Here is a 26,223-nt window from a genome sequence, read left to right as displayed (position 1 = left end):
GGAAGTCGCTTTTATTATAAGTATTGTTACTGTACTATACTAATTTATCCAAGTGGTAAAATCCCCACTGAGGGAAGTTCCCATTATAAATATACTTTTATTATATTTTGTGAACCATTTAAATGGTGTAAAAGTTCTTTTTTATAAAGCTTAAACCCGTTATTGCGATAGCGGTTTTGAACTTTTTTAAATGCTATTTTGTGGTTGTTCACATATACTCTTTTTTCCTTGCTACTTGTATAATAGATAAAGGTAACTGGCTGGTCTTCATATTGAAAATCAAACATTAGTTGATTCAATTCCCTTAAAATGATCGGATCAATAATAAGAGCATCGCTTACTTCTCTAATTCCCAAGACGTTGGAAATCAATTGATTCATAAAGATTCCGGGACCGCTTGAATAAATTCGCCAACCACCTTTTACTTTTACGCTACCATCTTTCAATTGGTTAAATTTTTCTAGAGCTTCATATCTAGTGTGAAATTTCCCATCAGAACTGCTAAAATAAGCATTACTCTGACGAATGTCAGCATTAGGAACTGATTTATTTAGAAGTATTGGGTTAATGACGTTTAAACCGTTCCAAACTTCTTCTTCCTTTCCAAGTTTAGCCATTGCTTCAATGAAGCGTATATGTGCATGTACATACTGTAGTCCTATTTCGCGACCGAAGTTACTTGCTTGCTCTGCACGTTTAAATTGATAACTAACCCCACCGTTGTATGATGCAGGTCGATTCATTAATCGGACACCGTCGGGGAAGAAAAGATGTTTTTTGATATATCCATAATGCATATTTGCCTGGTCAGACGAAAATAATTCACTGATAATAGCACGTTGCATTGGTAGTAAACGGTATTGTATTCCTGTATCGTGATCAGATGGATGTAGCATTTTTTTAACTTTACTAAGATCATCCATATAGATAAAACCTGGTATAACATCACTATCTAGAATATAATGTTCAATATCATTTTGAAGCAACAATACGATATCTTTTAGTTTCCCTAGCTCCCTTTCATAACAAGTGGTTAATAGTGTTGCTAGCTTTTTCATTGATTGATACATCAATGCGACAGACCAGGTGCTGACCATGTATTGTTTTAAATCCTGATTTGCAGGCTGTAACGTGTCATCCCAGTCCCCATCATCATAAGCTGGTAATGATGTATTGTGTAAAAAGGTGGATGTAATATAGTTAATTTGTTTTCTTAAATGATCTATTATCGGTATTTCTTCAGCAGAAAAATTCTTAGTAAGACGATCCATATAAGGAACTTTTTCTTCCAGTAAAGTAAGATCTCCTGTCGCTTCAATATAATCACCGATAATTTTGAGTGGCCAGATAATAATGTCTCCGTGGCTATCTTCTTGCTGAATGGAGACATATTGATCAAACATAAACCATTGCGGCCAATCTCCACTATCTTGGTATTGATGAGAATAGATTGTTTTGATAATTTCCTTAGCGGTTTGATAATGTCTAGTTGCCATAAAGTATTCAAAAGGTCCTTGACTCACATCTCGTGTTCCCCATGCAGCACCACCATATTGCTCCAGACCATGTGGAGTGGAGAAATGGACTAGCATATTGTGTGTATACCACCATGCTATTGCATTAGTTTTTTCTAGATATTCCGTTGTATCACCTTTCATAGAAAGGTGGAAACCTCTCATTACATCATGGAAAAATATACGGTAGCGTTCTTTTTCTAATGTAAAGTCTTTTACCTGCAATGGTTGTTGACTATGTTTTAGCTGACCTTCTATCACCATACTCCAGCTATCTGTCTTGTCCGTGGTGAAACATACTAATGAAGTTGAGTTGTTATCTTGAAATACCTTGCTATTAGTGGGTAACTTCATCCGGTATTGTAGATCAGGGTATACTTGGTTTGCTTTCTCCTTCCAGTTAAATAGATAGGTACCTGTTGCTTGGTCATTGGTAAAGATAAATCCTTTTGTGTGATCAATTTGCTGTGTAACAAAGTAACGATAGCTCTTCCCTGATGCACTCTGAATTTGCAACTGTACATCATTTGTAGCTACTGCTGTAAAATTAGTAACAATCAATAGATCTTGTTCTGTTTTATAGTACCATTTGCAATAATTAAAGCCCATTTCAAAGGCAGAGGGCATAGCTAACAAATGGAGGGTTTTATCAATTTCTATATAAATTCGTTGTCCAGATGTTTTATGAATATTTAAAGGATTACGAGCATTGGTCGATAATTTATTCATCTCAACATTGCCAACAGATAATTGAGAATTAAAAATGCCATACATGTAAGAAGTTGTAGTAAATACATCATCTCGTATTTGATCATTGCTACCGCTCATTAAGATGTGTCCATGCGGTCTTTCCATCCATCGCTCTTTTTCCTTTAGTACAACATGTTCATATTGATTAGTGAAAAAAGATAATAGATTCCCATTCTTGTACTCCTCTAATTGTCGGATAGGATAATAAGCATTTAATTCTTCCTCGGTTAATGGCAAAGTATTTAGTGATACGTAGTTAAACAAATTAGCATTTATTTCAACCTGTTGATAAGCTGGCGTTGGCTTACTTTGGATACTTTCCCATGTTTGCATAATATCCGCTAGTCCATCCATTTTTGTTATAGCAGGTGGCTGGTCAGGTCGATAGGATCCATAGAAAACAAATTGATCCTTACCCTTCAATGTAACAGCTTCTGTTTGTAAGGCGGTATAGGCAAATTCATATTGATATACTTCCTTTGCCAAATGTCTTTTTGAAAGCACTTCTGGTAGATTGGTTAATTTATAGGATATCCCGAAAAATTGAAATCCATCTGTTGAATAACCAGTGGCCTTGTTTAATGTCCCTTGCTGAATAAATGGAAAGCGACCATTTTGTGGTTGATTTTGACGGGAACAGATTGTATAGCCTACCTGTTCGTCTTCAAATACCGTATGATCGATGTATTGAGAAACATATGCTTCATTTGAACGGACAGCTGCTAGCTCGGCAAGCCCTAAATCCTGTCCATATATTATATCTACATCATTGTTGTTTCCCTCTAGGTTGACTTCCCAGAACCAAGTATAATCAACAGCATGAAAAATAACTTCATAATGAACATTAGAAAATGTACCTACCCATTTCAATGTATGATCCGATTGATAAAAGGTACTTTCAGAATGAACACCTAGTAAGGGGTGATAGATGATTTGTCCATTATCCTCTATAATACGTAAGTAAATATTCTGCATAGAACCATCTATAGTATTGGATAATTGCTGGTTTATAAGTAAATTGTCTTTTGTAATAGCATATAAGTCACCACTTGATAAAAAGGAATAGCTTAACCCACTTGTTTTAATTTCAATGTTATTATTGGACATTATTGATCCTCCTTAGTTGGTATTAATTGAAATGAAAGTTCGATTACTTCTGTACTACTACTTCCGACAGAAACAATAAACGTACCAGGATCGCTTTTATATGCTAGATTGCTATGGAAATATCGTAAGTCTACTTCTGACAATTCAAAATAAATCGTTTGTTCTTCATTTGAATCTAATTCTATTTTTTTGAATCCTTTTAATTCTTTTACCGGACGTACGACTTCACCAACCGTATCACTAATATATAATTGAACTATTTCTTTTCCAGAAACACTGCCGGTATTTTTCACATTAAATGAAACAATTAGCTTGTCTGTTTTGGTGATTTGATTTTTTGAAAGTTTCAGATTACTATACTGAAAAGTCGTATAGCTTAAGCCGAAACCAAATGGGAATAGAGGGTCATTTGGACTGTCTAAATATTGGGAAACATAACGTACTTGGGCATCTGGTGCACCTTTAGGACGTCCTGTATTATAATGATTATAGTAAACAGGAATTTGACCTGCTGAGTAAGGAAAAGACATCGTTAATTTTCCAGATGGATTTTGATCACCGAATAAAATGTCACCTATTGCGTTACCGCCTTCTGTACCAGGGTACCATGCTTCTAACAATGCATCAGAATGCTCTATTACACCATGTAAGTCAAGTGGTCTACCATTGAATAGAACCGTTACAATAGGTTTTCCAACGGTTGATATTGCTTTGATCAATTCTAACTGTGCTTCTGGCAATTGAATATTCGACCTTGATCCTGCTTCACCACTCATACTCGAATGCTCGCCGACAGCCATGACAATTACATCTGCCAATTTAGCTGTCTCGACAGCTTGCTTCTTTAAATCTTCTGTAATCATTGTAATGTCAGAGCCTTTAGAAATAAGGACTTCATTTTTTTTACCTTTTTTGCTTAGACCAGCTGCTATGGTAACCGCATCGTCGGTTGAACCTAGCCAAGACCATTGTCCAAGAATGTCTCCGCTATCCACAAATGGGCCAATTAACGCTATTTTTTGCATTGGCTCTAGCGGAAGTACGTTCTTCTCATTTTTTAACAAGACACAGGACTCTGCTGCTAATTCTCTAGCAGCTTTCCGATGAGAGTTGGACATGACTACTTTTTGCTCTCGCTTAATGTCAGCACCACGATAAGGATTTTCAAATAAGCCTAAATCATCTTTTAATTGCAAAATTCTTATCACTGCTTCGTCGATGAGAGATTCATCGAGTTCTCCACTCTCCACTAAATTTTTTAAGTTTTCTGTATAACAATGAGTCATCATTTCAATATCTGTTCCTGCTTCTAGTGCTTTTAAGGCAGCTTCACGCTCGTTTGATGCAACACCATGGGATATTAGCTCTTTGACAGCACCCCAATCTGAAATAATAACACCATCAAATCCCCATTGCTCTCTCAGAATGTTACGCATTAAATATTTGTTTGCGGTTGCAGGAATGCCGTCAACGATATTAAAGGATGACATGATCATTTTAACTCCAGCATTGATAGCATTTTTAAAAGGAGGTAAATAGTTTTCGTGGAGCTCGCGATCAGACATATTTACAGTATTATAGTCTCGACCTCCTTCTGCAGCTCCATAACCTGCGAAATGTTTTACGCAAGCAGCTATATGATCTAAGTTAGTCTTTAAATCTTTTCCTTGAAATCCTTTCACTTGTGCTTTTGCAAACATACTATTAAGAAATGGATCTTCACCAGTTGACTCCATTACCCGTCCCCATCGCGGATCTCTGACTAAGTCAACCATTGGAGCAAATGTTACATGGATTCCAGAAACTGCTGCTTCTTTTGCAGCTATTTTGGCGCTTTGTTCAGCAAGATCAATATTCCATGAACATCCAATTGCTAAAGGTATAGGAAAAATAGTTTTATATCCATGGACAACATCCGACATGAATAATAAAGGTATTCCTAGTCGGTTTTCCTCTAAATGTTTCTTCTGAATAGATATAATATTTTCAGCCCCTGAGGCACCTAGTACAGATCCAGCGTTTTGAACATTTTTTACGTCTACCTTTAAATGAACCATTGGACCAGTGATTTTACCGTTGTCTGAAGCTCCTTTAAAAAAGGGAGTAGCCAACTGCATAAGTTGATCAATTTTTTCTTCTAAAGTCATTTTTGCTAATAATTCAATAGCTTTATTGCTTTTCATCCGTTGTTACCTCCTGTTAATTGATACACAAAAAAATAAATCTATTGCAATTGATTTTAAAACTACTATAATCTATTTGTAGAAACGTTTCAACAAAAAATATATAATTAAATTTGTGTTTATTAACATATATCGTCTATAAAACAATGTTCACAAAAAAATAAAAATCACTTGAAACCGATTACAGATTAATCTATAATAAAATTGTTGAAACGTTTCGATTCGTTTTTTTGAAAGGGGTTGTTTTCCAAGAACGCACTATCGTTTATAAGATTAGTTTATTGGATGTAAATGAATGGAAGATAATACTTAGAAGAAATTTTATTGCTGTATAAATTTATGAAAGGGTGTTCCTATGTTTAAAGTGAAGCCATTTATTTTTGTATCTTTTTTAACAGCCATCATTACATTAAGTGCATGCTCTTCAGGAGATAGTTCAGGGGAAGATGAAGCAGGTGATAATACTATCCAGGTATGGACAATGTCAGAAGGATTAGATGATTTTGTAACAGATTTTGAAGAAGAAAGTGGCATAACAGTCGATGTTCAATCAATTCCTTGGGATAGTGCACATGATAAATTATTAACTGCTGTTGCTTCTGGAAAAGGACCAGATGTCTTACAGATTGGAACGACTTGGGTGGCAGAGTTTGCGGAAGCAGATACTTTTATGGATATCTCTGAATACATTGATGATTATGAAAATCTAGCTCCGGATAATTTCTATGATAGTGCGATAGGGACAACGGAATTTGATGGTAAAACAATAGGTATTCCGTGGTATGTAGATACGAGGGCATTATTCTATAGAACGGATATTTTAGAAGAAGTAGGCTATCCGAATGGTCCAGAAACATGGGATGATATGATCGATGCTTCCAGAAAGCTAGCAGATAGAGGGGAAGATCAGTATGCGATTGATTTACCTACGACTGATCCGCAATTTCCATTTATTTTAGCATGGGAGCATGGTTGGAATTACGATATCGATAAGGGTGCGGAAAGCTTCGATAGTGAGAATTTTAAGGAAGCGATTGAGTTACATCATTTATTTTATGAGGAAGGACTATCTCAAATGGGAGAAGGGAAAGAATTCTTTCAAGCATTTAGTGATGGGTCAAAACCAATGTTTTTCAGTGGGCCATGGGATATTGGAACAATAAAAGACAGAGCTCCTGAAATTGAGGGTAAATGGAATGTAAAAGTAATGCCGACCGCTGAAAATAATAAGTCTATGATGGGTGGTGCACATCTTTCTGTATTCGCTAATTCTGAAAAGGTGGACCAATCACTAGAATTTATTAATTGGATGGCAGATCCTGAAACACAGGTAAAATGGTATGAAACAAAAAGTGAATTACCTGCTAATAAAGAAGCATGGCAAGATCCTGTTCTAGCCAATGACGGATTGGTTAGTACTTTTGGAGAACAATTGGAGTCGACGCAACCATTACCCTTAATTCCAGAATATGAACGATTAGGTAACGAGATTTTAAATGTCCTAGAGGAAATCAATCGTGGTGGAGCAGATATTGATCAATCATTAGAGGAATTCCAAGTAGAGGCTTCAAAGATTCTCTCAAAATAATGGAGTGTATTAAAGGAGAGGGATGCACGAGATAGCATTCCCTCCTTTGTAAAGGAGTGATTTCGTTGAACGCAATGAAAAAGAAATGGACACCGTTTCTTTTTATCGGCCCAGCAGTACTGCTTTTAATAGTTTTTTCATTTTTGCCAATTATTGTCGCTTTTAGTATCAGTTTCACAGATACTAACTTAATAGGATTAGCGAACTGGTCGCAAATTAACTTTGTTGGCTTAGATAATTATTTTGAATTGTTTAAAGATGAAACATTTATGCAATCAATGAGAAATACGTTTATCTATGTAATTATAGGTGTACCGTTAGCTGTAGGAAGCTCTTTCTTTATCGCTTTCTTTATCAATTTAGTGGGACAGAAATTAGCTTCGACATTTCGGGTGATTTACTATGTCCCTTCGGTGACGAATATTGTAGCAATTGCGGTTGTTTGGGGTTTTTTATATAACCAAGAGTATGGATTGTTTAACTATCTATTATCCTTAATAGATGTTGGTCGAATCCCATGGTTAGAAGACCCATTTGTAGCTAAATTGTCTTTGATTTTATTGGCTGTTTGGAAAAGTAATGGTGTTAGCATGCTTATTTTTTTAGCTGCATTGCAATCCATTCCAAGAGTATATTACGAAGCTGCCGATATTGATGGAGCCAATAGATGGCAGAAATTGATTAGGATTACATTGCCATCGATGAGCTTTGCTACTTTCTTTGTTACGGTAACAACATTGATTGGCTGGCTACAGTTTTTTGAGGAACCTTTTGTTATGACAGAGGGTGGTCCATTAAATGGAACGAATTCGATAGCACTTTTTATCTATCAAGAAGGTTTTCAATACAATGAATTTGGCTATGGTGCTGCGGCCTCTTTTATTTTGTTTGCAATCATTATTGTAGCAACATTGATTCAATTCAAATTCAGAAAATCTGATCAAACATTATGAGGTGATCGACCATGTACTTGAAAAATAGAGTGGAAAAGACGGTTGTTATAGGAATTATGACCTTTGGTGGACTGCTCGTTTCCCTTCCTTTCGTATGGATGATCTTAAGTTCGCTCAAAAATGAGCGTGAAGTATTAAATATTCCACCAACATTGTTTCCAAATGAACCAACCATTGAGCATTATATTAATTTGTTCCAAAACTTAAACTTTGATGTATATTTAATTAATACGTTAATCCTTGTCTTTTTTTCCATGGTCGGGCTATTTTTAAACACAATGGCTGGTTATGGTTTTGGAAAATTTCAATTTAAAGGAAAGGAAACATGGTTTATCATTGTTCTGATTACGATGATGTTGCCAGGGCAAGTAACGATGATTCCGACCTACCTTATTTTAAATGAAATGGGATTAACGAATACAATGAGTGGTATTGTATTGCCTGGATTAATAGCAGCTTTTAATATTTTTTTAATCAGGCAATTTATGGTGACGATCCCAGACGATCTAATAGAAGCAGCAAGGCTAGATGGAGCAGGAGAATTTTATATTTTTATACGGTTGATTATTCCGTTAGCAAAGCCTATTCTGGCCGTGCAAGTTATATTAACATTTATCGGCTCATGGAATAGTTTCTTATGGCCGTTAATTATCGCGAATGATGAATCGTTGTATACATTATCGGTCGGATTAGCATTATTGAAAGACCAAAATGTTACCAATTATGGTTTGCAAATGGCAGGTTCTACCTTTATGGTAATACCAGTATTAATCATATTTGTAATTTTTCAAAAATATATTATTGAAGGGTTTAACGTGTCTGGTATTAAATAATCGGATGAAAAATGACTTCAATCTATCGTTCTGATAAAGTTAAATACAAGGAAAAGAAGCAGTAATGGAGGAAGTAGGAATGGCAACAATCAAAGATGTCGCTAAGTTGGCAGGTGTAGCGGTTTCCACCGCTTCATATGCATTAAATAACAGTACAAGGATCAGTGCAGCAACTAAACAAAGGGTGGAGGAAGCGGCCAGGACACTAAATTATAAAAAGAATGGTATAGCTTCTGACTTGAAACGGACGAAGACCAATACGATCGCTTTGATTTTAAGTGACCTATCTGGCCCATACTACTCAGAATTAATTAAAGGTGTTCAAGATGTAACAATGGCCAATGGTTATGATTTAATCGCTTGTAGTTCAATAGGAGGCCCACAGTCAACAGCTGTTAAATTTTTACGGGAAAAACGCGTAGATGGAGCAATTATTTTGGCTCATAACATCAGTGACCAAATTACAATAGAATCTGCCCAAGAGGATTTTCCGCTAATTGTTCTGGATAGAGATATTTCAAATAAATATGTGTATCATGTAGAAGTTGATAATGAGCATGGTGGTTATTTAGCGACAGAATATTTAATTGAGAAGGGTCTTCGTAATATTGCATATATTGGGGGACCGCAAGATTCTAATGATAATAAGAAACGTTTAAAGGGATACATGGAAGCATTAAAAAATCACAACTTAACTGCCTATTCCAATCTGAATTCGATCGGTAATTTTACGAGAGAAGGAGGATATAAAGCAACCAAATTATTGATTGCTCGTGGTGAGTTGCCCGAGGGGATTTTTTATGGTAATGATGAGATGGCAATAGGTGGTTTGCAGGCATTTAGAGACCACCAAATCAAGGTGCCAGAAGAAATTTCTGTCATCGGTTTTGATGATATTCAACTATCTGAATATGTTTCACCACCATTGACAACAATCAAGCAACCAAAATATGAAGCTGGAGCACTTGCTGTAGACCTTATTTTTCAATTGATAGAGGGAAAACAGATCAATCAAAAGTATACATTATCCACGGAATTGGTCGTTCGAGAATCAGTTAGAAAATAGTTATCCATCTATTAGCCAAGAAAAGAGGGGGAGCTTTTTGCAAAAGGAAAAAGTATTTACGAAACAAGAAAAAACTATTCGTTATTTGTTATATTTGCCTGATTCGTTAGAAAAGCAGCCAGAATATACATTTCCATTAATTCTTTTTCTCCATGGGGCTGGAGAGAGAGGTGACAATTTAGAAACTGTTAAATATCACGGAATTCCGTCTTTTCTAGATAAGGACAGTTCCTTTCCGTTTATCGTAGTGTCACCACAATGTTCGGCTGATTCTTATTGGACTGAAGATTTAGACGTGCTAATGTCACTAGTGACAACCATTGTTACTTCTTACCATGTTGATACAAAGCGAATTTATTTAACAGGAATGAGTATGGGGGGAGTCGGTGCATGGAATCTAGCGTTACAATACCCTGATTACTTTGCGGCATTGGTTCCAGTTTGTGGAGCTGTGACATTACCGCAGCATAGAAGAGAGGAATTTACAGAGATAGTCACAGAAGAAATGCTCCCGGAGAAATTACAGGTATTACGACATATGCCGGTTTGGGCGTTCCATGGTGATCAAGATGATATCATACCAATGAATGAATCGGTAATGATAACCAATTATTTGAAAAACATTCACTCTAATGTCCATTTAACGATTTATTCTGGAGTTGGACATGATTCATGGGTAAATGCTTATCAACATCGAGAGTTGTATAAGTGGTTGCTCCAACAGAAATTAACATAGTTAATATAAAGAATCGAAGAGTATTTACAAATTTTTTACTAGGAGGATTCTTCATGCGAGTATTATTGTTAGATTTAGATTCCACAAGACCAGATCATTTAGGGTGTTATGGATATCACCGAAATACAACACCAAATATCGATCGAATTGCAGAAGAAGGAGTCCGTTTTACTAATTATTACACCACAGATGCTCCTTGTGCTCCTTCCAGAAACGCATTTATGACTGGAAAATTTGGCATTCATACAGGGAATGTTGGACATGGTGGCACAGCTGGAGATATGCGAATTGAGGGACCAAACCGAGAATTTTTTGATCAATTAAAAACAGATAGTTTTCCAAATATATTTCGTCAAGAAGGCATGAAAACTGCTTTAATTAGCCCTTTTGCTGAAAGACACTCCTCCTGGCAATTCTATGCTGGCTTTAATGAAATGTATAATACAGGGAAAACAGGAGACGAATCCGCTGAGGAAGTGACGCCGACAGTATTGGATTGGCTAGACCGTAATGGACAAGAGGATGATTGGTTTTTATATGTGAATTACTGGGATCCACATACACCATATCGAGCACCGGAAAGCTATGGAGAACCATTTAAGAATGATCCTTTACCGAAATGGATTACAGATGACGTACTACAAGAACATTTGAAAAGTGTTGGACCACACTCTGCAAGAGAAATCAATATGTATGATAACAATAGCCTGCCACAATTTCCGCGTCACCCTGGTGAAATAACAGATCGTGAGAGTTTAAGAAAAGTGATCGATGGTTATGATACAGGCCTTCGATTCATGGATGAAAACATCGGTATGATTTTCAAAGAAATGGAAAAGCAAGGAATTATGGAAGATACAATTATTATTGTCACAGCAGATCATGGTGAAAATTTAGGGGAATTAGGTATTTATGCTGAACATGGAACAGCTGACCAAATGACATGCCGAATCCCAATGATTGTACGTTGGCCAGGGATGCAGAAAGGGTATGTCGATCATGATTTGCATTACCATTTAGATTTTGCTCCAACTGTTGCAGAATTATTGAACCAACAACCTAAATCATCTTGGGATGGCCAAAGTTATGCTTCTGTTTTATTAAAAGGAGAAAGTTGTGGCAGAGACTATTTAGTGGTTTCACAAAACGCCCACGTATGTCAACGAAGTGTAAGGTTTGATGATTGGTTGTATATTCGAACTTATCATGATGGTTTTCATTTATTTAAGAAAGAAATGTTATTCCATCTTAAAGAAGACCCATATGAGCAATATAATTTGGCTGAGCAATATCGTGATACTTGTATGGAAGCAGTGTATTATTTGAATGAATGGCATGATGAAATGATGATGTCAATGGATTATGATGTAGATCCACTGTGGACAGTAATGAAAGAAGGCGGACCATATCATGCGCAAATACACAGCCTAAAAGGATATTTAAAACATTTGAGAAATACAGGAAGAGAAGAAGGGGCAAGGGCATTAGAAAATCTCTATGTAAAAGAGCTTAACTAAAATTAAAAGGTCAGATCAGACAAGCCAAATGAACCTTACCGAATTCAATGTATTACTTGTGAGTATATTGACAATCGTTTATAATCTTGTCAATATACTCAGATTATCAGAATATCAGAGAAAAGTCCCAGATCTCTTGGTCTAACAATACTTACTCCTTGTTTAAAAATTGTCAGGGGAAGTTTATGCAATAAAAAGGGAAAATTTCTCTTGTACAAGTCAAGCATGCGTATCTTTTATTTTAAAATGTGTAAGATTCACCATCATCAGGGACCAACAGATAAGATCTCTGTAGCAAGCTTCTTAATTCTTCTCTCGATAAGGTCCAGTGGTTGACAGCTTCCATATGAACAGCTATAATCTTTGCCTCAAGAGCAGCCCTGTGCACTTTATAAACATCCACTTTCCTCATTACGAGGGATCCACCTTCCAAGAATGGATTATTCCCAGTATTGCTTACTATAATTTCTGGTTTCTATTTGTCGATCACTTCTTGAACCGCATCATCCAAATGAAGATGTGTGACGATAGCTGCATCTATATTCTCCTGAATCTTATTCATAGATATTGGTAAGTTTTCTAAAATGACTCTTTTCTTTTAAAATTGCTTGTAACACTGTATATTCTAAACTATGAGCTGTAGAACGCTACATAGATAAAATAAAGTATTTTTTACTTTATTAATGAAAGGAATGAAGGTTATGTTAGATCATACAGATAGACATATTTTAGATGAACTTTCCAAGAACAGCCGCCTAACCATGAAAGAATTAGGGGAGAAGGTACATCTGACTGGACCTGCAGTTGCAGCAAGAGTTGCCAAGTTAGAGGATAAAGGAATTATTGAAGGCTATACCATTCACATTAATCAAGTGAAAATGGGCTATCCTGTTCACACAATCATTCATATCTATACCAAGAGCACGAACCACCAGCCATATTTATCCTTCATAAAAAAGCAGAACCAGTATGTTTTACATAATTACAAGGTAAGTGGAGAGAGTTGTTACATTCTCGAATGTAGGTTTCCATCGAATGAAGAATTAGATGAATTTTTGACAGATATCAGTAATTACGTGGGCTATAAACTTTCGATCGTTATTAATAAATAGCTATGTAGAAAACTTAGATTATCAAACAATCTTATTTATCGGAATCAAGCTCTTCCATTACTTTGTTGGAGCTTTTTCTTGGATCAAATGATTTTGATACACCTATTGTATAATGAAGGTTTTTTTGATAATCCACGGAGAATACGCATGAATACAAAATATCCAATAGGAAACAGATCGAATCATTTAAAGTAAAGCTACCTATCTTGGAATACAAGCGTTCGCGTGTCGTAAGTCTGAATATACAGTCCGCATATTTAGTTAAAGTGTTATCACCAATACTAGTTAAGGCAATAATAGATGAATGACGTTTTTTTAGCATCGGTAAAAGGCTGGTAGTACCCTCCGTCTCTCCAGTGTAAGAGATGACAATAGCACAGGTTTCAAAAGTGCAACTCGCAGCTTCATAGTCTGGATCAACCATGGCAAGATCTACTTTTCTACCAATTCGGTTCATTTTTGCTTTGAAATCATGACAGAGGATTAAATTATTTTGGATCGCAAATATCTTTATACTGGTCGCATTTTTTAATAGCTTTGTTGCTTTATGTAGTTCTTCATTATTAATAAGAGATAAAGTATCGTTAATGGTCATTTGATTCAAATGTGCCATTTTATTTGCTATGGTCATTAGATGATCATCTTCATTAAAAGGATAGTTGGCATCAATGTTATGAAAGTGACTGTTGAGATAGTCAATTTCTTCAAGGAAAGCCTCTCTTAAATCGATCCAACCATTAAAACCAAGCTTTTTTCCTATCCGAATGAATGTGGAGGGATGAGTATAGGTTTCCTTAGAGATTTGTTTTACGGTTTTATTTTTAATATTTTCTCTTTCCTTAAACATATAATCAATGATGATTTCTTCGGAAGGGGAGAAAGCTTCCTCCTTCATTTTTTCTGTTAATAACATTTCTATCACCCTCTAAACTATAGCATATAAATGGATATCACTTCTATAAAGACACTCTTTGTAAATAGCATTTACAAAAAAGTAAGATTATTATCATGAATTTGAGAATATCAGTTGATTATCACGATAACTTATTGTATCGCTTTCTTCTTTTTCTATAATAGAGTTAAGAGGGAGGAATGAAAATGACAAAAGGTGTAAAAATTGTAACCATTGGTGGGGGCAGCAGTTATACTCCAGAATTAATGGAAGGTTTTATTAGAAGGTATGATGAACTGCCAATAAGAGAGATATGGCTTGTTGATATAGAAGCAGGGAAAGAAAAGCTTGAAATAGTAGGCGAGATGGCACAAAGGATGTGGGACGCATCTCCTTATGATGTGAAGGTTCGTTTAACCATAGATCGACGTGAGGCGTTGAAGGATGCAGATTTTGTCACCACTCAATTCAGAGTAGGACAACTGAATGCTCGTGTTAAGGATGAGAGGATTCCTCTATCTTATGGGATGATAGGTCAAGAAACGAATGGTGCAGGTGGAATCTTTAAAGCATTAAGAACTATTCCTGTTATTCTAAGCATTGTCGAAGATATGAAGGAATTATGTCCAGATGCTTGGTTAGTTAATTTTGCTAATCCAAGTGGTATGGTAACAGATGCTATTATTCGTTATGGAAAATGGGAAAAGGTAATAGGTTTATGCAATGTACCTGTTATGGCGATGATGGAGGAACCAAAATTAATTGGCAAAACTACAGACGAACTAGTGTATTCATTCGCTGGGATTAATCATTTTCATTGGCATCGAGTCCAAGATTTAGAAGGAAATGATGTAACTTCTCAAATAATTGATAAGCTGTATGAGGAAGAAAACGGAACTCCAGCAAATATCTTTGACGTTGCTTACTTTAAAGAACAATTAAAACAAATGAATTTAATCCCATGTGGTTATCACCGTTACTATTACCGCTATGATGAGATGTTAAATCACATGTTAGAAGAATACAATGATCCGAATATAGGAACAAGGGCTCAACAAGTCAAACAAACAGAAGCAGAGTTATTCGAATTGTATAAAGATCCTAATCTACATGATAAACCGGAGCAGTTGACGAAACGTGGAGGGGCATACTATTCAGATGCTGCTTGTGAAACCATTGCGTCTATTTATGCAAATAAAAATACACAAATCGTCGTGTCTACGAAAAATAATGGAGCTGTGCCTGATCTTGCCCCAGATGATGTAGTGGAAGTATCTGCTTATATTGGTGCTGCAGGTGCACGACCAATCGCCTTTGGATCCTTTGAACCAGCAGAAAAAGGCTGGTTGCAGTTGATGAAAAGCATGGAACTTTGTGTAGAAAAGGCAGCAGTAACAGGTGATTATGGCGTATTATTGCAAGCATTTATCATCAATCCTCTAATACCTAGTGGAGAAACGGCAAAACGTGTGTTAGATGAATTATTGCTCGCTCATAAAGAGTATTTACCACAATTTGCTGAGAAAATAGAGGAACTAGAGACTGCAGAAGTAATCATTAAAGACGAAATTGCGAGAAATTTAAATTAATAAAAGAAAGGAGCTTCTCATAAGTAAAAAACTATTGAGAAGCTTCTTGTCCATTAAGAAACGTCTTTTTTGATCACACTAAAACCATATCCTATTATGCCCCCAACAATTGCTGGAACTATCCACCCTAGACCTTCATTATATAGAGGGAGAATTGTTTGAAATAAATCATTCACTGCCACAATTTTCAAGCCTGCAGCATTTAATCCATCGAACAATGAAACAATAAAGGTAAATAATATACTAGCTTGATATATTTCTTTTTTCCCTTTAAAGACAGGATGGAGAAAGGTTAAGATCATCAAACACATTGCCATTGGATAAAGCATCGATAAAACTGGAACAGAGAACTCAATAATGGTCGTAAGTCCAAAGTTAGAAATGACGGCACCGAGTATTGTAAAAATAATCGCCCAGATTGAATAGGGAATTTTAGGTATGATTTGATGAAAATAGGATGCACAAGACGTTACTAGACCAATACTTGTTGTTAAACAGGCTGCAACGACAATTACTCCGAGTATGATTTTTCCATACGAACCAAAGTAAAAAGCAGAGGCAGCAGCTAATATTGAACCCCCATTCTCCATATAGCCGATTTCTTCGACACTAATCGCGCCAAGGTATGCAAGTGAAGAGTAGACAATACCTAGAAGAAGTGCTGCAATTAGTGCAGCTTTCGATGTCGAGAGGATTAGTTGCTTTTTCGTGCTATAACCGATGTCCTTCATCGCATTAATAATAATAATTCCAAAAACAAAGGCAGCCAACAAATCCATCGTTAAATAGCCTTCTTGAAAGCCTGTGAAAAAACTGTTCGAGATATAAGCATCTGTCGGTGGTTGGATTTCTCCAATTGGATTTAGAAAGGAAACTATAATTAATAAGGTAATTACCACTAATAGGAGTGGAGTTAACACTTTTCCGATTATATCGATTAGTTTCTTCGATTGTAAGGAAAAATATAGTGTGAAGCCAAAGAATACGATCGTAAAAATAAGTAAGGCAACATTACTTGTCTGGTTACCGAAAAAAGGCGCAATGCCCATTTCATATGCAACGGTATTGGTTCTCGGTAGAGCAAAAAAGGGACCAATAGTTAAATATAAAGTGACAGTGAAAATAAGACCATATATTGGGTGTACCCGACTTGCTAATGACTGTAAGCTCTCTTTTCCTGAAATAGCAAGTGCTAGGACGGTGAGCACCGGCAATCCGACACCTGTAAATAGAAAGCCTAGGTTTGCTAGAAATAGGTTTTCTCCAGCAGCTTGTCCTAATAATGGTGGGAAAATTAAATTACCCGCACCAAAAAATAATGCGAAAAGCATAAATCCTATCGTGATAATACTTGTTGTGTTTCGTGATGACATAATAACCTCCGCAACAATTAATGTTTCATTTATATGAAATGTTAAGCTTTTATTTTTATTTTCAAAATATTTAAATAATAGCATGTAATTATTCGAAAAGCAATGATATCTATTGATAATTTGAAAATTAGTCATTTGTTCCACTTACAATACTTAGCTAGATAAATTTGGATTTATTGTAATATACCCCAAAATCTCCTTCTTTCCTTTTTAAATTGGTTGCATTAATTGCTGTTCTTTCGGATTATATCTAGTAAATATACAAATTGTCATTAATAAAAAGTGAAATTATTACATAGTTTGTAAAAATAAATAATTCTATACTAGTTATTTACAAAGACCTTACACTCGGCATTTATAATGAACAACAGATTTTTTTTATCTACAAACAGAGTTTGCGAATGATAAGGAATACAGAGATTACTTGTGATTAGTAAAGAATAAATCAACAATGCAAGCAGATGTCCAGGTTAGTGAGAAGGACAAGATCACATTATCGACATGTGTAGTCTGTTAGGTCCTGAACAGGATAGGCTCGTGATTCATGATAGGATAAAGAGCGAGGATGTGCTACACGACTAAGTGACCTCCTTATTTCCAATTAATTTGTCATTCTATAATCGATGTCTTATACTGGTAGGGAATAAAAAAATAAGTAGATTCGACTAGGGGAGCATGTAGGTGCTGAGAGATTTGATCGACCCTTTGAACCTGATCTAGTTAACACTAGCGTAGGGAAGTGGAATTGGCAGTTTGTGCATAGACGAATCATTGGCTATGTATGTTCAACCCATCTCCTTACATTGGTGATGGGTTTTTTGGTTTGTCACGGGATGTTACCGCCTAGTCGGAAATAAAGAGGAGGAAATAAATTGAATCAATTATTTACGGATCATCTTTGGAAAAAGGTGGAACCAATTTGGAGCTCTTACTTAGAGCATCCTTTTGTGAAAGGCCTTGGAAACGGTACTTTAGAGCAGGATAAGTTTAAGCATTGGTTAAAGCAGGATTATGTCTATTTAATGGATTATTCGAGACTATTCGCATTAGGGAGTGCGAAGGCAGAAGACTTAGAAACGATGACTATATTTGCCAAGCTACTACACGGTGTGCTTGATCTTGAAATGGATTTACACAGAAAATATGCGGCTGATTTTGGTATAACCAGAGAGGATCTCGAGTCCACAGAACCTTCCGCTATTACTACTGCCTACACTAGCTATATGCTAAATGTATCTCAGCGTGGAGGGATAGAGAATGTCGTCGCATCGGTACTTGCGTGTGAATGGAGTTATAATTTTATCGGTAAATCACTAGCAACATGGCCAGGAGCATTAGATGAAAATTTTTATAGTAGCTGGGTGAAGATGTATCAATCTCCCGAATTTACAGAGCTTGCAGAGAATTGCAAACATTTAATGAACAAAATGGCAAAAGGAAAATCAGAAGAGGATTTAACTAGACTAGAAGAGATTGTCATTCGAACAAGTCAGTTTGAATATATGTTCTGGGATATGGTAGAAAAACGAGAAGATTGGCCAGTAAGCCTAAATTAGGAGGAATAGCTTATGATTGATTTAGTCGATGAACACGCGCAGGAGTTAAAAGAAATATTAGCAAAATTGATTAGCTTTCCTACTGTTAGCCCACCAGCTAGAAATACAGAAGGAATTCAGTCCTATATCGCCAATTTTCTAGAAAAGGAAGGATTTGATACAACGAGGTGGGATGTCTTTCCACAGGATCCTAATATGGTTGCAGTGAAAAAAGGTGAGGAAAGTAGTTCATACAATAGCTTGATTATAAATGGTCATGTGGATGTTGCTGATGTTGGGGATAAAGCAGATTGGACAGTGCCGATATTTGAATTGACAGAGAAGGCTGGCTTCGTCTATGGTCGTGGTGTTTCCGACATGAAGGGAGCAATTGCTGCTACTTTGTTCGCAATGAAACTATTAAATGAGCAAGGTATCTCATTAAAAGGAGACTTGCAGATTCAAACGGTGATCGGTGAAGAGGCAGGAGAAGCAGGGACATTATCCTGTCTGGAAAAAGGTTATACTGCCGATTTTGCACTAGTTGTCGATGGAAGTGATCGAAAAATCCATGGTCAAGGAGGTGTAATCACTGGATGGATTACTGTAAAAAGCAAGGAAGTTTTTCATGACGGAATGCGTGCAGCTATCTTACAAACATCGGAGGGTGCAAGTGCAATAGAAAAAATGATGAAAATTATTGCGAGCTTACAAGATTTGGAGCAAGAGTGGGCAGAAACCAAACAATATCCAGGCTTTAGAAAAGGAACAACTACAATTAATCCTGCGGTCATAGAAGGGGGCAGACATGCGGCATTTGTAGCAGATCAATGTAGTCTATGGGTGACTGTACATTTTTATCCGAATGAGAGCTATCAATCGGTGGTGGCGGAAATTGAAAATCACCTGAGAAATTCAATAAAAGACGATCCGTGGTTCCAAGAAAACCCGCTCCTCTTTCGTTGGGGAGGGAAATCTATGCTAGAAGAAAGAGGAGAAGTTTTTCCTTCTGCCGAAATTAGTAAGGATCATCCTGCAATCCAAATGCTCCAACAATCCCATCAAAAAGTGGAACAATCAAAGGCGATGATAGGTATGTCGGAAACCGTTACAGATGCAGGGTGGTTTCATGAAGGTGGTATCCCCACCGCCATTTATGGACCAGGGAAATTAAAGGAAGCCCATTCTGTTGATGAAAAAATAGAATGGGACGAGTTATTACGCTTTGCCAAAACATTAATGATCTTCATTACAGACTGGTGTAACAAGAGAAAAGAAGGATAAAATCTGGATATCATCGTGTTATAATTGAACCGGATTGCCAAGATATAAATAGATATATCTTGGTAATCTTACAATGTCGAAGCAGATGGCCAAGATAAAAAGATATATCTTGGCGATCTCGCAATGTCGAGACAATATGGCCAAGATAAAAAAATGCACCTTAGCAACTCCATCCTTAGAAATCATAGCTGCACTTTATATAATCGGATAATAAGACTGATAGATCGGATTACAATAAAATGGGGGTCTCGGCCCAATCATGGGAGCTTCGAATGGTTTTGAGTTGTGAGCATATAAGATTTTTTCTTTATGATATGCCTCTGTTAACAGTAAATATTTCACCTCAGGGTTATAATAGTATTGCATGTTTTGCACCTCCTTCTTCTACATTATGCTCGTATAGTAAAAAATGGGCACATATCCATTCTAAATTCATAAAGTATCTATATAACATGTTGATAGGAAGGTGCTTTCGCATGAATGAAGAGAGGTCAGATCCACAACATTATCCTATACCTCCTAATTACGGGAAAATAACCAAGTATGAGGAAATAGCGTTGACAGTGCCTGAACAAAGGCAATACCGCCAGCCTGGGGTAGAAAAATTAATGGTGCCAGAACCAGTTGTCGAAAATCGACATTATAAAGGAAGTGAGAAGTTACAAGGGAAAGTAGCACTTATAACAGGTGGAGATAGTGGAATTGGAGCAGCAATCGCTATTGCTTTCGCAAAGGAAGGAGCAAATGTTGCAATTTCCTATTTAGATGAACACGAGGATGCTGGTAGAACAAAAAGAAGAATTGAAGAACTAGGTAGAAGTTGTCTCCTCTTACCGGGAGATTTAAGAGAAAAGCAACAATGTATGACCATTGTAGAAAAAACGGTAGAAGTATTTGGTCAGCTGGATATTCTATGTAATCATGTAGGGATCCAGTTTCAACAATTAAATTTAGAAGATATCTCTGACGAACAATTCGACGAGACCTTTAAAGTGAATGTTTACTCTCATTTTTATACAACCCGTGCTGCATTACCATATTTACATGCTGGTAGTTCGATCATTAATACCGCCTCAGTAGTGGCATTTGATGGAAATGAGCAACTGATGGATTATACTGCAACAAAGGGAGCAAATGTAGGATTCACACGTGCATTGGCGAAGAATTTAATCAAGAAGGGAATTAGAGTGAATGCTGTTGCACCTGGGAGGTTTTGGACTCCTTTGATTCCTGCTAGCTTTTCTCCTGATCAAGTGCCGCTTGCAGGTAACCCAATGGATCGCCAAGGGCAGCCCTTTGAAATTGCTCCAACCTATGTGTATCTTGCTTCTGATGATTCTAGGTTTGTCACAGGACAAACACTTCATGTAAATGGTGGTCAAATCTTTGTCTGATCAAATGGCCAAAGCCCTTGCTAGAAAAAGTTTTAGCTTTTCTTCCCTTATTAAATAAGGGCTAATCATCCATTGTCACATAATCAATTTGGAAACCTAAGTCTTCAATCATTTGATGGTCACTTAAACCTTCTTGTCCTCTTGTTGTTAAATAATCACCGATAAAAATGGAATTAGCAGGATAAAGTCCAAGTGGTTGAAGACTTCTCAAATTTATTTCTCTCCCTCCTGATATACGAATTTCTTTACTAGGATTTATGAACCGAAATAGGCAGAGAACCTTTAAACAATAAGTCGGATTCAATTCGTTCGTCCCCTCTAATAATGTTCCATCTATTGCATGTAAAAAATTAATAGGTATAGAATCAGCATCAAGTGCCTTTAATGCTCTTGCCATATCGATAACATCTTGTTTTGTTTCTCTCATCCCGACAATGACACCAGAGCATGGCGAGATCCCGACATTTTTCACTTTAGTTACTGTTGCTACACGGTCATGGTAGCTGTGACTTGTCGTGATGCTAGAATGATGGTTTTCAGACGTATTAATATTGTGATTGTATCGGTCAACCCCAGCATCCTTTAGCTTTCGAGCTTGTTCTGGCTTTAACAATCCAAGGCAAGCACAAATACGAATATCATATTGTTGTTTGATTTCTTTAACAGCAGCAGTTACGATATTCAGCTCTTTTTCTGAAGGGCCTCTACCACTTGCTACGATACAGTAGGTTCCAGATTGAAGCTCATGAGCATTTTTCGCCCCTTGGACGATTGTTTCTTTATCCATCATTCTGTATTTTTTTATCGGTGCTGTTGAATCTCTTGATTGAGAACAATAGCCACAATTTTCTGGACATAATCCAGATTTCGTGTTGATGATCATATTGAGCTTAACCCTATTGCCGAAGTAATGCTCGCGAATGTGGTAAGCGCTATGTAATAAAGAGAGCAACTCCTTATTTGGGCATTCTAAAATATGGAATGCCTCTAAATCGGTAATATCTGCTCCATGAAGAACTTTTTCCGCTATTGATTGCCAGTTTGTCATCTTCTCTCCCCCGTTATCTTTATTCGTAAACTCCTATTTTTCCCTTTACTTTTCCTTAACAGCTTAAGCAATAAATTTTCTATTGTCAACCTATAAAATTTATAAGTTAACATATTGACGTGGTTTAAACCAATACAAACGTGGTATAGAGTTTAATATCTCGTAATTTTCATCATTACCATAGGAGGAAGAAGGTTATGGAAAACAAAACTTTACAAAAAAATAGAAAACTAATCGATTATGGGATCTTTCTCCCAGCCTTACTAATCATTCTAATCATTTGCATCCCTTTTTCTTTATATGAGTCTGAATCACTTGCTTTACTAAATAGTATTTTTGATAAGATTGTAGAAGTTTTCAGCTGGGGCTATATATGGTATGCCTTGATTTTATTGGCTGCAGGACTTTATTTATCGTTTTCGAAATATGGAAAAGTAGTATTAGGAGACCCGAAAGAAAAGCCTTCATTTACCATGTTTGAATATGCCTCGATATTAATTGCAATGGGCATCGGTTCTACAATTATGCGTACAGGGATGGTGCAGTGGACACAAGTAGCCATTGATCCACCCTTTGGGGTGCAGCCAGAATCTTCCGAGGCGGTATTGTGGGGAAATACATATAGTATGTTTATTTGGAGTTTTCAAGTTTTTGCGATCTTCGTGATGGCCGCTCCAGCAATGGCGTATATCCTCCATGTAAAAAAAAGACCTTTAATGCGTATTTCTGAGGCATGTCGTTGTATTTTGGGAGATAGATTCACCGACGGGATTGGTGGAAAGGTGATCGATGTTCTATTCCTAATAAGTATTCTTTCAGGAGCTGCCGTTACACTAGGGCTTGGAACACCAATTATTACATCTAACCTAACCAATTTATTAAATATTGAAGTTACCTTTGGGATGACGATGATTGTAACCATTATATGGGTGGTTTTATTTTCCGTAAGTGCCTATTTAGGAATTGAAAAAGGCATTAAGCGTTTGAGTACCTTCAATATTTATTTAGCAGGTGGGTTAGCCATTTTTATTTTGACAGCAGGACCAGGGATTTTTATTTTAGACTTTTTTACAGACACGGTTGGTCATTTAGTGAACCATTACTTTTCCCTTTCCTTTTATACGAATTCAACCGATTTAAACTCCACTACTCATATACAGAGTCATATGATTTTTTGGTTTGCCTATAGTGCAACATGGGCAATGCTTCACAGTGTCTTTGCTGCTAAAACTTCGAAAGGGCGAACGGTAAAGGAAATGATTCTAACTTATTTGTTAGCCCCGACGATGATATCCTGGGTGGCAACAGGAGTCCTAGGTGGATTAGGGGTACACCGTTTTCTAACAGGGGAGGTAAATATTCTTCAATTAGTGGAAAGTAACCAACCTGTTAACGCTATACCAAATATACTAATGACATTACCGTGGTCAGAGGTAATCATGATTCTATTCATTGTGGTTTCGATGATTTTCTTAACCACAACTTTAGATTCCACTACTTATACTATTGCGGCATATACTAGTAGACAAAATATGAGCAAGTATGAACCATCAAGGAATTTAAGAATAATAGTTGCTGCTATTATTACAACACTTGCCCTCATTCTGATGCAGATTGGAGGATTAGCTCCACTTGAGGTCATTTCAGGATTAATGGGCTTACCTATCATTGTGATTCAGTTTCTCACCATTTATGCCGCAAAGAAAATGATGGATCAAGATAAAGCGTGGATTTATAATATAAGAGGATAAGTAGGATTATGTAACTATTATTACCATTATGGCTGACAGAGACATCCCATCTGTCAGCCTTTTTATCTGAAAAGATACTGTAATCGTTTTAGAGACTTCCTACCTATAGAGGAAAAACAATAGGTTCAGTTTTGAAAGCGTAACACTTACAATAATGATAGATTCAAAATAAAACATTAACCATTGGAGGAATTATAAATGAAAAATATTTTACTAGCATGTTCATCAGGTATGTCTACAAGCTTACTAGTCTCTAAGATGGAGGAAGCTGCAGCTGCACAAAATCTTGAAGTGAAGATTTGGGCTGTAGGTCAAGATAAAGCGATTGCTGATATGGAAAAAGCGGATGTGCTTTTAATCGGCCCACAAATGCGTTTTATGAAAAAAAAGTTTGAAACAGCAGCGAAGGATTTTAATGTACCAGTAGATGTCATTGATCCAGTCGCTTATGGAAGAGTAGATGGGAAAGCAGTTTTAGCTAAAGCACTTGAGCTTATTGGTTAAATAAGTTTATTAAATAAGGGGGCAAAACAAGTGAATAAATTTATGGATTTTTTAGAGAGAGTGCTATTACCTATTGCGGATAAATTAAATAATAACCGTTATTTATCTGCATTGCGTGATGGCTTTATGGTTGCATTGCCATTGATCATATTTGGTTCCATTTTTGTTGTTATCGCTAATTTCCCGTTTTTAGATAAGTTTTTAAGTGAGGATGCCTATGCAGCTTACCAGAATGCTCTTGGACCAGCATCTGCTGCAACCCTTAGCATCATGGGGATATTCGTTATCATAGGTATAGGGTATAAACTAACCGAGCATTATGGAGTCGATGCCATCTATGGAGGGGTAGTTGCGCTTGCTGCATTTCTTATCTTAACCCCTCAAGTATTAGAAGGTGTTTCCGGTGTTATCCCAACATCAAGTATTGGCGCTGAAGGGATGTTCTTAGGAATCTTTACTGCCTTTATTTCAGCAGAATTATATCGTTTTTTCGTACAAAAGAATTTAACAATCAAAATGCCAGCAGGTGTACCAGGAGCAGTATCCAGATCATTTAGTGCACTAATTCCGATTACATTAACGTTATCCGTATTTTTAGTGATTCGTATTATTTTCAGCTATACACCATTTGATACCGTACAAAACTTTATTTATACCGTAATCCAGCAGCCACTAACGGTGTTAGGAAGTGGACTTCCTGCAACACTTATTGCAGTTCTACTCATCCAAATCTTCTGGTTCTTTGGATTACATGGACAAATTATTATTAATTCCGTATTTGATCCAATTTGGTATGCGTTAAATGATGAAAACTTACAAGCATTTCAAGCTGGAACAGAGCTTCCGAATATTGTAACAAAGCAATTTATTGATACCTTCCTTGTTGGAATGGGTGGATCAGGTATGACCTTAGCTGTTGTTATCTTAATCTTTATGATTGGGAAAAGTAGACAGCTAAAAGAATTAGGTAAATTAGGTGGACCAGCAGGTATCTTTAACGTGAATGAGCCTATTATCTTTGGATTACCGATTATTATGAATCCAATTATCATAATACCGTGGTTAATAGCGCCAGTAGTCGTAACGATCATTACCTATTATGCAATGTCCATTGGGCTAGTTCCACCACCAGCTGGTATTATCGTACCGTGGACAACACCACCAATCTTGAGTGGATTCTTAGCTACCGGTAATGCATGGCAAGGAGCAGTGCTTCAAATGTTCAACATTATTGTAGTTGGTATTATTTGGTGGCCATTCTTGAAAGTATTAGACAAAAATTATTACGAAAATGAAGCAAAAGGTGAATAGAGTGTGACTCTATCAAGGGGGGTAACCTTCTGTGATAAGTATACTTTGGAAAGAGATTTACCATTCGTTTGTCGCCAAATAGCTAGATTTATTGGAAATTGGAAGTGGACGTCAAACGGACAGTCAGCGCAGTATAAATGAAAACCCACAGGCCTTTCCCTGGGGAAACATTTTATTCTTATC

General features: G+C 36.5%; 20 protein-coding genes, 1 pseudogene and 1 riboswitch. Of the genes and pseudogenes, 14 read left to right on the top strand and 7 right to left on the bottom strand.

All coding sequences use genetic code 11. The features are described from left to right. Positions 1-83 precede the first annotated feature (83 nt). Positions 84-3,371 carry a GH36-type glycosyl hydrolase domain-containing protein gene (locus ACZ5R4_RS09385; RefSeq protein ID WP_464368407.1) on the bottom strand — a complete coding sequence of 1,096 codons (3,288 nt, stop codon included), beginning with the start codon at positions 3,369-3,371 and terminating at the stop codon, positions 84-86. Beyond that, on the bottom strand, positions 3,371-5,554 hold the full coding sequence (locus ACZ5R4_RS09380) for a glycoside hydrolase family 3 N-terminal domain-containing protein (protein WP_464368406.1): 2,184 nt from the start codon (positions 5,552-5,554) through the stop codon (positions 3,371-3,373). The genes ACZ5R4_RS09385 and ACZ5R4_RS09380 overlap by 1 nt, the downstream gene beginning before the upstream one ends. A gap of 355 nt (positions 5,555-5,909) precedes the next feature. Here ACZ5R4_RS09380 and ACZ5R4_RS09375 point away from each other — a divergent pair, with 355 nt between their 5' ends. The 6 genes from ACZ5R4_RS09375 (at position 5,910) to ACZ5R4_RS09350 (ending at position 12,247) form a co-directional block, all read left to right on the top strand. Continuing rightward, positions 5,910-7,142 carry a sugar ABC transporter substrate-binding protein gene (locus ACZ5R4_RS09375; RefSeq protein ID WP_109985740.1) on the top strand — a complete coding sequence of 411 codons (1,233 nt, stop codon included), beginning with the start codon at positions 5,910-5,912 and terminating at the stop codon, positions 7,140-7,142. A gap of 65 nt (positions 7,143-7,207) precedes the next feature. Beyond that, on the top strand, positions 7,208-8,095 hold the full coding sequence (locus tag ACZ5R4_RS09370; RefSeq protein ID WP_109985741.1) for a carbohydrate ABC transporter permease: 888 nt from the start codon (positions 7,208-7,210) through the stop codon (positions 8,093-8,095). 11 nt (positions 8,096-8,106) lie between these two features. Next, positions 8,107-8,928 carry a carbohydrate ABC transporter permease gene (locus tag ACZ5R4_RS09365; protein ID WP_054861161.1) on the top strand — a complete coding sequence of 274 codons (822 nt, stop codon included), beginning with the start codon at positions 8,107-8,109 and terminating at the stop codon, positions 8,926-8,928. Between the two features lie 79 nt (positions 8,929-9,007). Then, positions 9,008-9,994 carry a LacI family DNA-binding transcriptional regulator gene (locus ACZ5R4_RS09360; protein ID WP_109985742.1) on the top strand — a complete coding sequence of 329 codons (987 nt, stop codon included), beginning with the start codon at positions 9,008-9,010 and terminating at the stop codon, positions 9,992-9,994. Positions 9,995-10,031: 37 nt separating this feature from the next. After that, positions 10,032-10,730, top strand: a complete 699-nt coding sequence (locus ACZ5R4_RS09355) for a carboxylesterase family protein (RefSeq protein ID WP_054861162.1) — start codon at positions 10,032-10,034, stop codon at positions 10,728-10,730. A 53-nt stretch (positions 10,731-10,783) separates the two neighbouring features. Next, complete coding sequence (locus tag ACZ5R4_RS09350) at positions 10,784-12,247, top strand: sulfatase family protein (protein ID WP_054788179.1); 1,464 nt, start codon at positions 10,784-10,786, stop codon at positions 12,245-12,247. 241 nt (positions 12,248-12,488) lie between these two features. On the opposite strand, the pseudogene ACZ5R4_RS09345 reads toward ACZ5R4_RS09350, so the two are convergent. Continuing rightward, a pseudogene (locus tag ACZ5R4_RS09345) lies at positions 12,489-12,752 on the bottom strand (MBL fold metallo-hydrolase); the annotation flags it as partial. 196 nt (positions 12,753-12,948) lie between these two features. On the opposite strand from ACZ5R4_RS09345, the gene ACZ5R4_RS09340 reads away from it, so the two are divergent. Beyond that, the gene (locus ACZ5R4_RS09340) at positions 12,949-13,359 is read left to right on the top strand and encodes an Lrp/AsnC family transcriptional regulator (protein WP_464368483.1); all 411 of its coding nucleotides are present in this window, start codon (positions 12,949-12,951) and stop codon (positions 13,357-13,359) included. A 31-nt stretch (positions 13,360-13,390) separates the two neighbouring features. Here ACZ5R4_RS09340 and ACZ5R4_RS09335 read toward each other — a convergent pair whose 3' ends face one another. After that, positions 13,391-14,272 (bottom strand): MurR/RpiR family transcriptional regulator, encoded by an 882-nt coding sequence (locus tag ACZ5R4_RS09335; protein ID WP_464368405.1) that lies wholly within the window; start codon positions 14,270-14,272, stop codon positions 13,391-13,393. Positions 14,273-14,457: 185 nt separating this feature from the next. Here ACZ5R4_RS09335 and ACZ5R4_RS09330 point away from each other — a divergent pair, with 185 nt between their 5' ends. Then, entirely contained in the window at positions 14,458-15,840 is a 1,383-nt protein-coding gene (locus tag ACZ5R4_RS09330) for a 6-phospho-beta-glucosidase (RefSeq protein ID WP_109985745.1), read from the top strand. A gap of 53 nt (positions 15,841-15,893) precedes the next feature. On the opposite strand, the gene brnQ is transcribed toward ACZ5R4_RS09330, so the two are convergent. After that, complete coding sequence (gene brnQ / locus ACZ5R4_RS09325) at positions 15,894-17,213, bottom strand: branched-chain amino acid transport system II carrier protein (RefSeq protein ID WP_464368482.1); 1,320 nt, start codon at positions 17,211-17,213, stop codon at positions 15,894-15,896. Positions 17,214-17,870: 657 nt separating this feature from the next. Continuing rightward, positions 17,871-17,968, top strand: a riboswitch (TPP riboswitch). A gap of 117 nt (positions 17,969-18,085) precedes the next feature. Here brnQ and tenA point away from each other — a divergent pair. Both tenA and ACZ5R4_RS09315 read left to right on the top strand, forming a co-directional pair. Continuing rightward, on the top strand, positions 18,086-18,769 hold the full coding sequence (gene tenA / locus ACZ5R4_RS09320) for a thiaminase II (RefSeq protein WP_054788181.1): 684 nt from the start codon (positions 18,086-18,088) through the stop codon (positions 18,767-18,769). 12 nt (positions 18,770-18,781) lie between these two features. Beyond that, complete coding sequence (locus tag ACZ5R4_RS09315) at positions 18,782-20,032, top strand: acetylornithine deacetylase (RefSeq protein ID WP_277678714.1); 1,251 nt, start codon at positions 18,782-18,784, stop codon at positions 20,030-20,032. A gap of 195 nt (positions 20,033-20,227) precedes the next feature. On the opposite strand, the gene ACZ5R4_RS09310 is transcribed toward ACZ5R4_RS09315, so the two are convergent. Next, complete coding sequence (locus tag ACZ5R4_RS09310; RefSeq protein WP_181397689.1) at positions 20,228-20,398, bottom strand: hypothetical protein; 171 nt, start codon at positions 20,396-20,398, stop codon at positions 20,228-20,230. A gap of 110 nt (positions 20,399-20,508) precedes the next feature. On the opposite strand from ACZ5R4_RS09310, the gene ACZ5R4_RS09305 reads away from it, so the two are divergent. After that, complete coding sequence (locus tag ACZ5R4_RS09305) at positions 20,509-21,426, top strand: SDR family oxidoreductase (RefSeq protein WP_464368404.1); 918 nt, start codon at positions 20,509-20,511, stop codon at positions 21,424-21,426. 61 nt (positions 21,427-21,487) lie between these two features. Here the strand turns inward: ACZ5R4_RS09305 and bioB are convergent, their stop codons facing one another. Beyond that, a complete protein-coding gene (gene bioB, locus ACZ5R4_RS09300; RefSeq protein WP_464368403.1) occupies positions 21,488-22,474 on the bottom strand; it encodes a biotin synthase BioB in 987 nt (328 codons plus the stop codon). A gap of 197 nt (positions 22,475-22,671) precedes the next feature. On the opposite strand from bioB, the gene ACZ5R4_RS09295 reads away from it, so the two are divergent. From ACZ5R4_RS09295 to celB, 3 genes are all read left to right on the top strand, one after another. Next, positions 22,672-24,225 carry a BCCT family transporter gene (locus ACZ5R4_RS09295; protein WP_464368402.1) on the top strand — a complete coding sequence of 518 codons (1,554 nt, stop codon included), beginning with the start codon at positions 22,672-22,674 and terminating at the stop codon, positions 24,223-24,225. Positions 24,226-24,423: 198 nt separating this feature from the next. Next, complete coding sequence (locus ACZ5R4_RS09290; RefSeq protein ID WP_054861165.1) at positions 24,424-24,729, top strand: PTS sugar transporter subunit IIB; 306 nt, start codon at positions 24,424-24,426, stop codon at positions 24,727-24,729. 30 nt (positions 24,730-24,759) lie between these two features. Further along, the gene (celB, locus tag ACZ5R4_RS09285) at positions 24,760-26,040 is read left to right on the top strand and encodes a PTS cellobiose transporter subunit IIC (protein WP_054788182.1); all 1,281 of its coding nucleotides are present in this window, start codon (positions 24,760-24,762) and stop codon (positions 26,038-26,040) included. The last annotated feature ends 183 nt before the right edge of the window (positions 26,041-26,223 follow it).

Source organism: Gracilibacillus sp. JCM 18860 (assembly GCF_055395245.1).
Note: the sequence above shows the minus strand (reverse complement) of the source record. Positions and strands in the feature narration are given on the sequence as shown.

Bases quoted from the DNA above. Each gene is read 5' to 3' on its own strand.
- ACZ5R4_RS09330 (WP_109985745.1), top strand. From the start codon at position 14,458: ATGACAAAAGGTGTAAAAATTGTAACCATTGGTGGGGGCAGCAGTTAT.
- ACZ5R4_RS09295 (WP_464368402.1), top strand. From the start codon at position 22,672: ATGGAAAACAAAACTTTACAAAAAAATAGAAAACTAATCGATTATGGG.
- ACZ5R4_RS09290 (WP_054861165.1), top strand. From the start codon at position 24,424: ATGAAAAATATTTTACTAGCATGTTCATCAGGTATGTCTACAAGCTTA.
- ACZ5R4_RS09380 (WP_464368406.1), bottom strand. From the start codon at position 5,554: ATGAAAAGCAATAAAGCTATTGAATTATTAGCAAAAATGACTTTAGAA.
- ACZ5R4_RS09360 (WP_109985742.1), top strand. From the start codon at position 9,008: ATGGCAACAATCAAAGATGTCGCTAAGTTGGCAGGTGTAGCGGTTTCC.
- ACZ5R4_RS09375 (WP_109985740.1), top strand. From the start codon at position 5,910: ATGTTTAAAGTGAAGCCATTTATTTTTGTATCTTTTTTAACAGCCATC.
- ACZ5R4_RS09385 (WP_464368407.1), bottom strand. From the start codon at position 3,371: ATGTCCAATAATAACATTGAAATTAAAACAAGTGGGTTAAGCTATTCC.
- bioB (WP_464368403.1), bottom strand. From the start codon at position 22,474: ATGACAAACTGGCAATCAATAGCGGAAAAAGTTCTTCATGGAGCAGAT.
- ACZ5R4_RS09305 (WP_464368404.1), top strand. From the start codon at position 20,509: ATGAATGAAGAGAGGTCAGATCCACAACATTATCCTATACCTCCTAAT.
- ACZ5R4_RS09340 (WP_464368483.1), top strand. From the start codon at position 12,949: ATGTTAGATCATACAGATAGACATATTTTAGATGAACTTTCCAAGAAC.
- ACZ5R4_RS09365 (WP_054861161.1), top strand. From the start codon at position 8,107: ATGTACTTGAAAAATAGAGTGGAAAAGACGGTTGTTATAGGAATTATG.
- ACZ5R4_RS09310 (WP_181397689.1), bottom strand. From the start codon at position 20,398: ATGCAATACTATTATAACCCTGAGGTGAAATATTTACTGTTAACAGAG.
- ACZ5R4_RS09350 (WP_054788179.1), top strand. From the start codon at position 10,784: ATGCGAGTATTATTGTTAGATTTAGATTCCACAAGACCAGATCATTTA.
- ACZ5R4_RS09335 (WP_464368405.1), bottom strand. From the start codon at position 14,272: ATGTTATTAACAGAAAAAATGAAGGAGGAAGCTTTCTCCCCTTCCGAA.
- ACZ5R4_RS09315 (WP_277678714.1), top strand. From the start codon at position 18,782: ATGATTGATTTAGTCGATGAACACGCGCAGGAGTTAAAAGAAATATTA.
- brnQ (WP_464368482.1), bottom strand. From the start codon at position 17,213: ATGTCATCACGAAACACAACAAGTATTATCACGATAGGATTTATGCTT.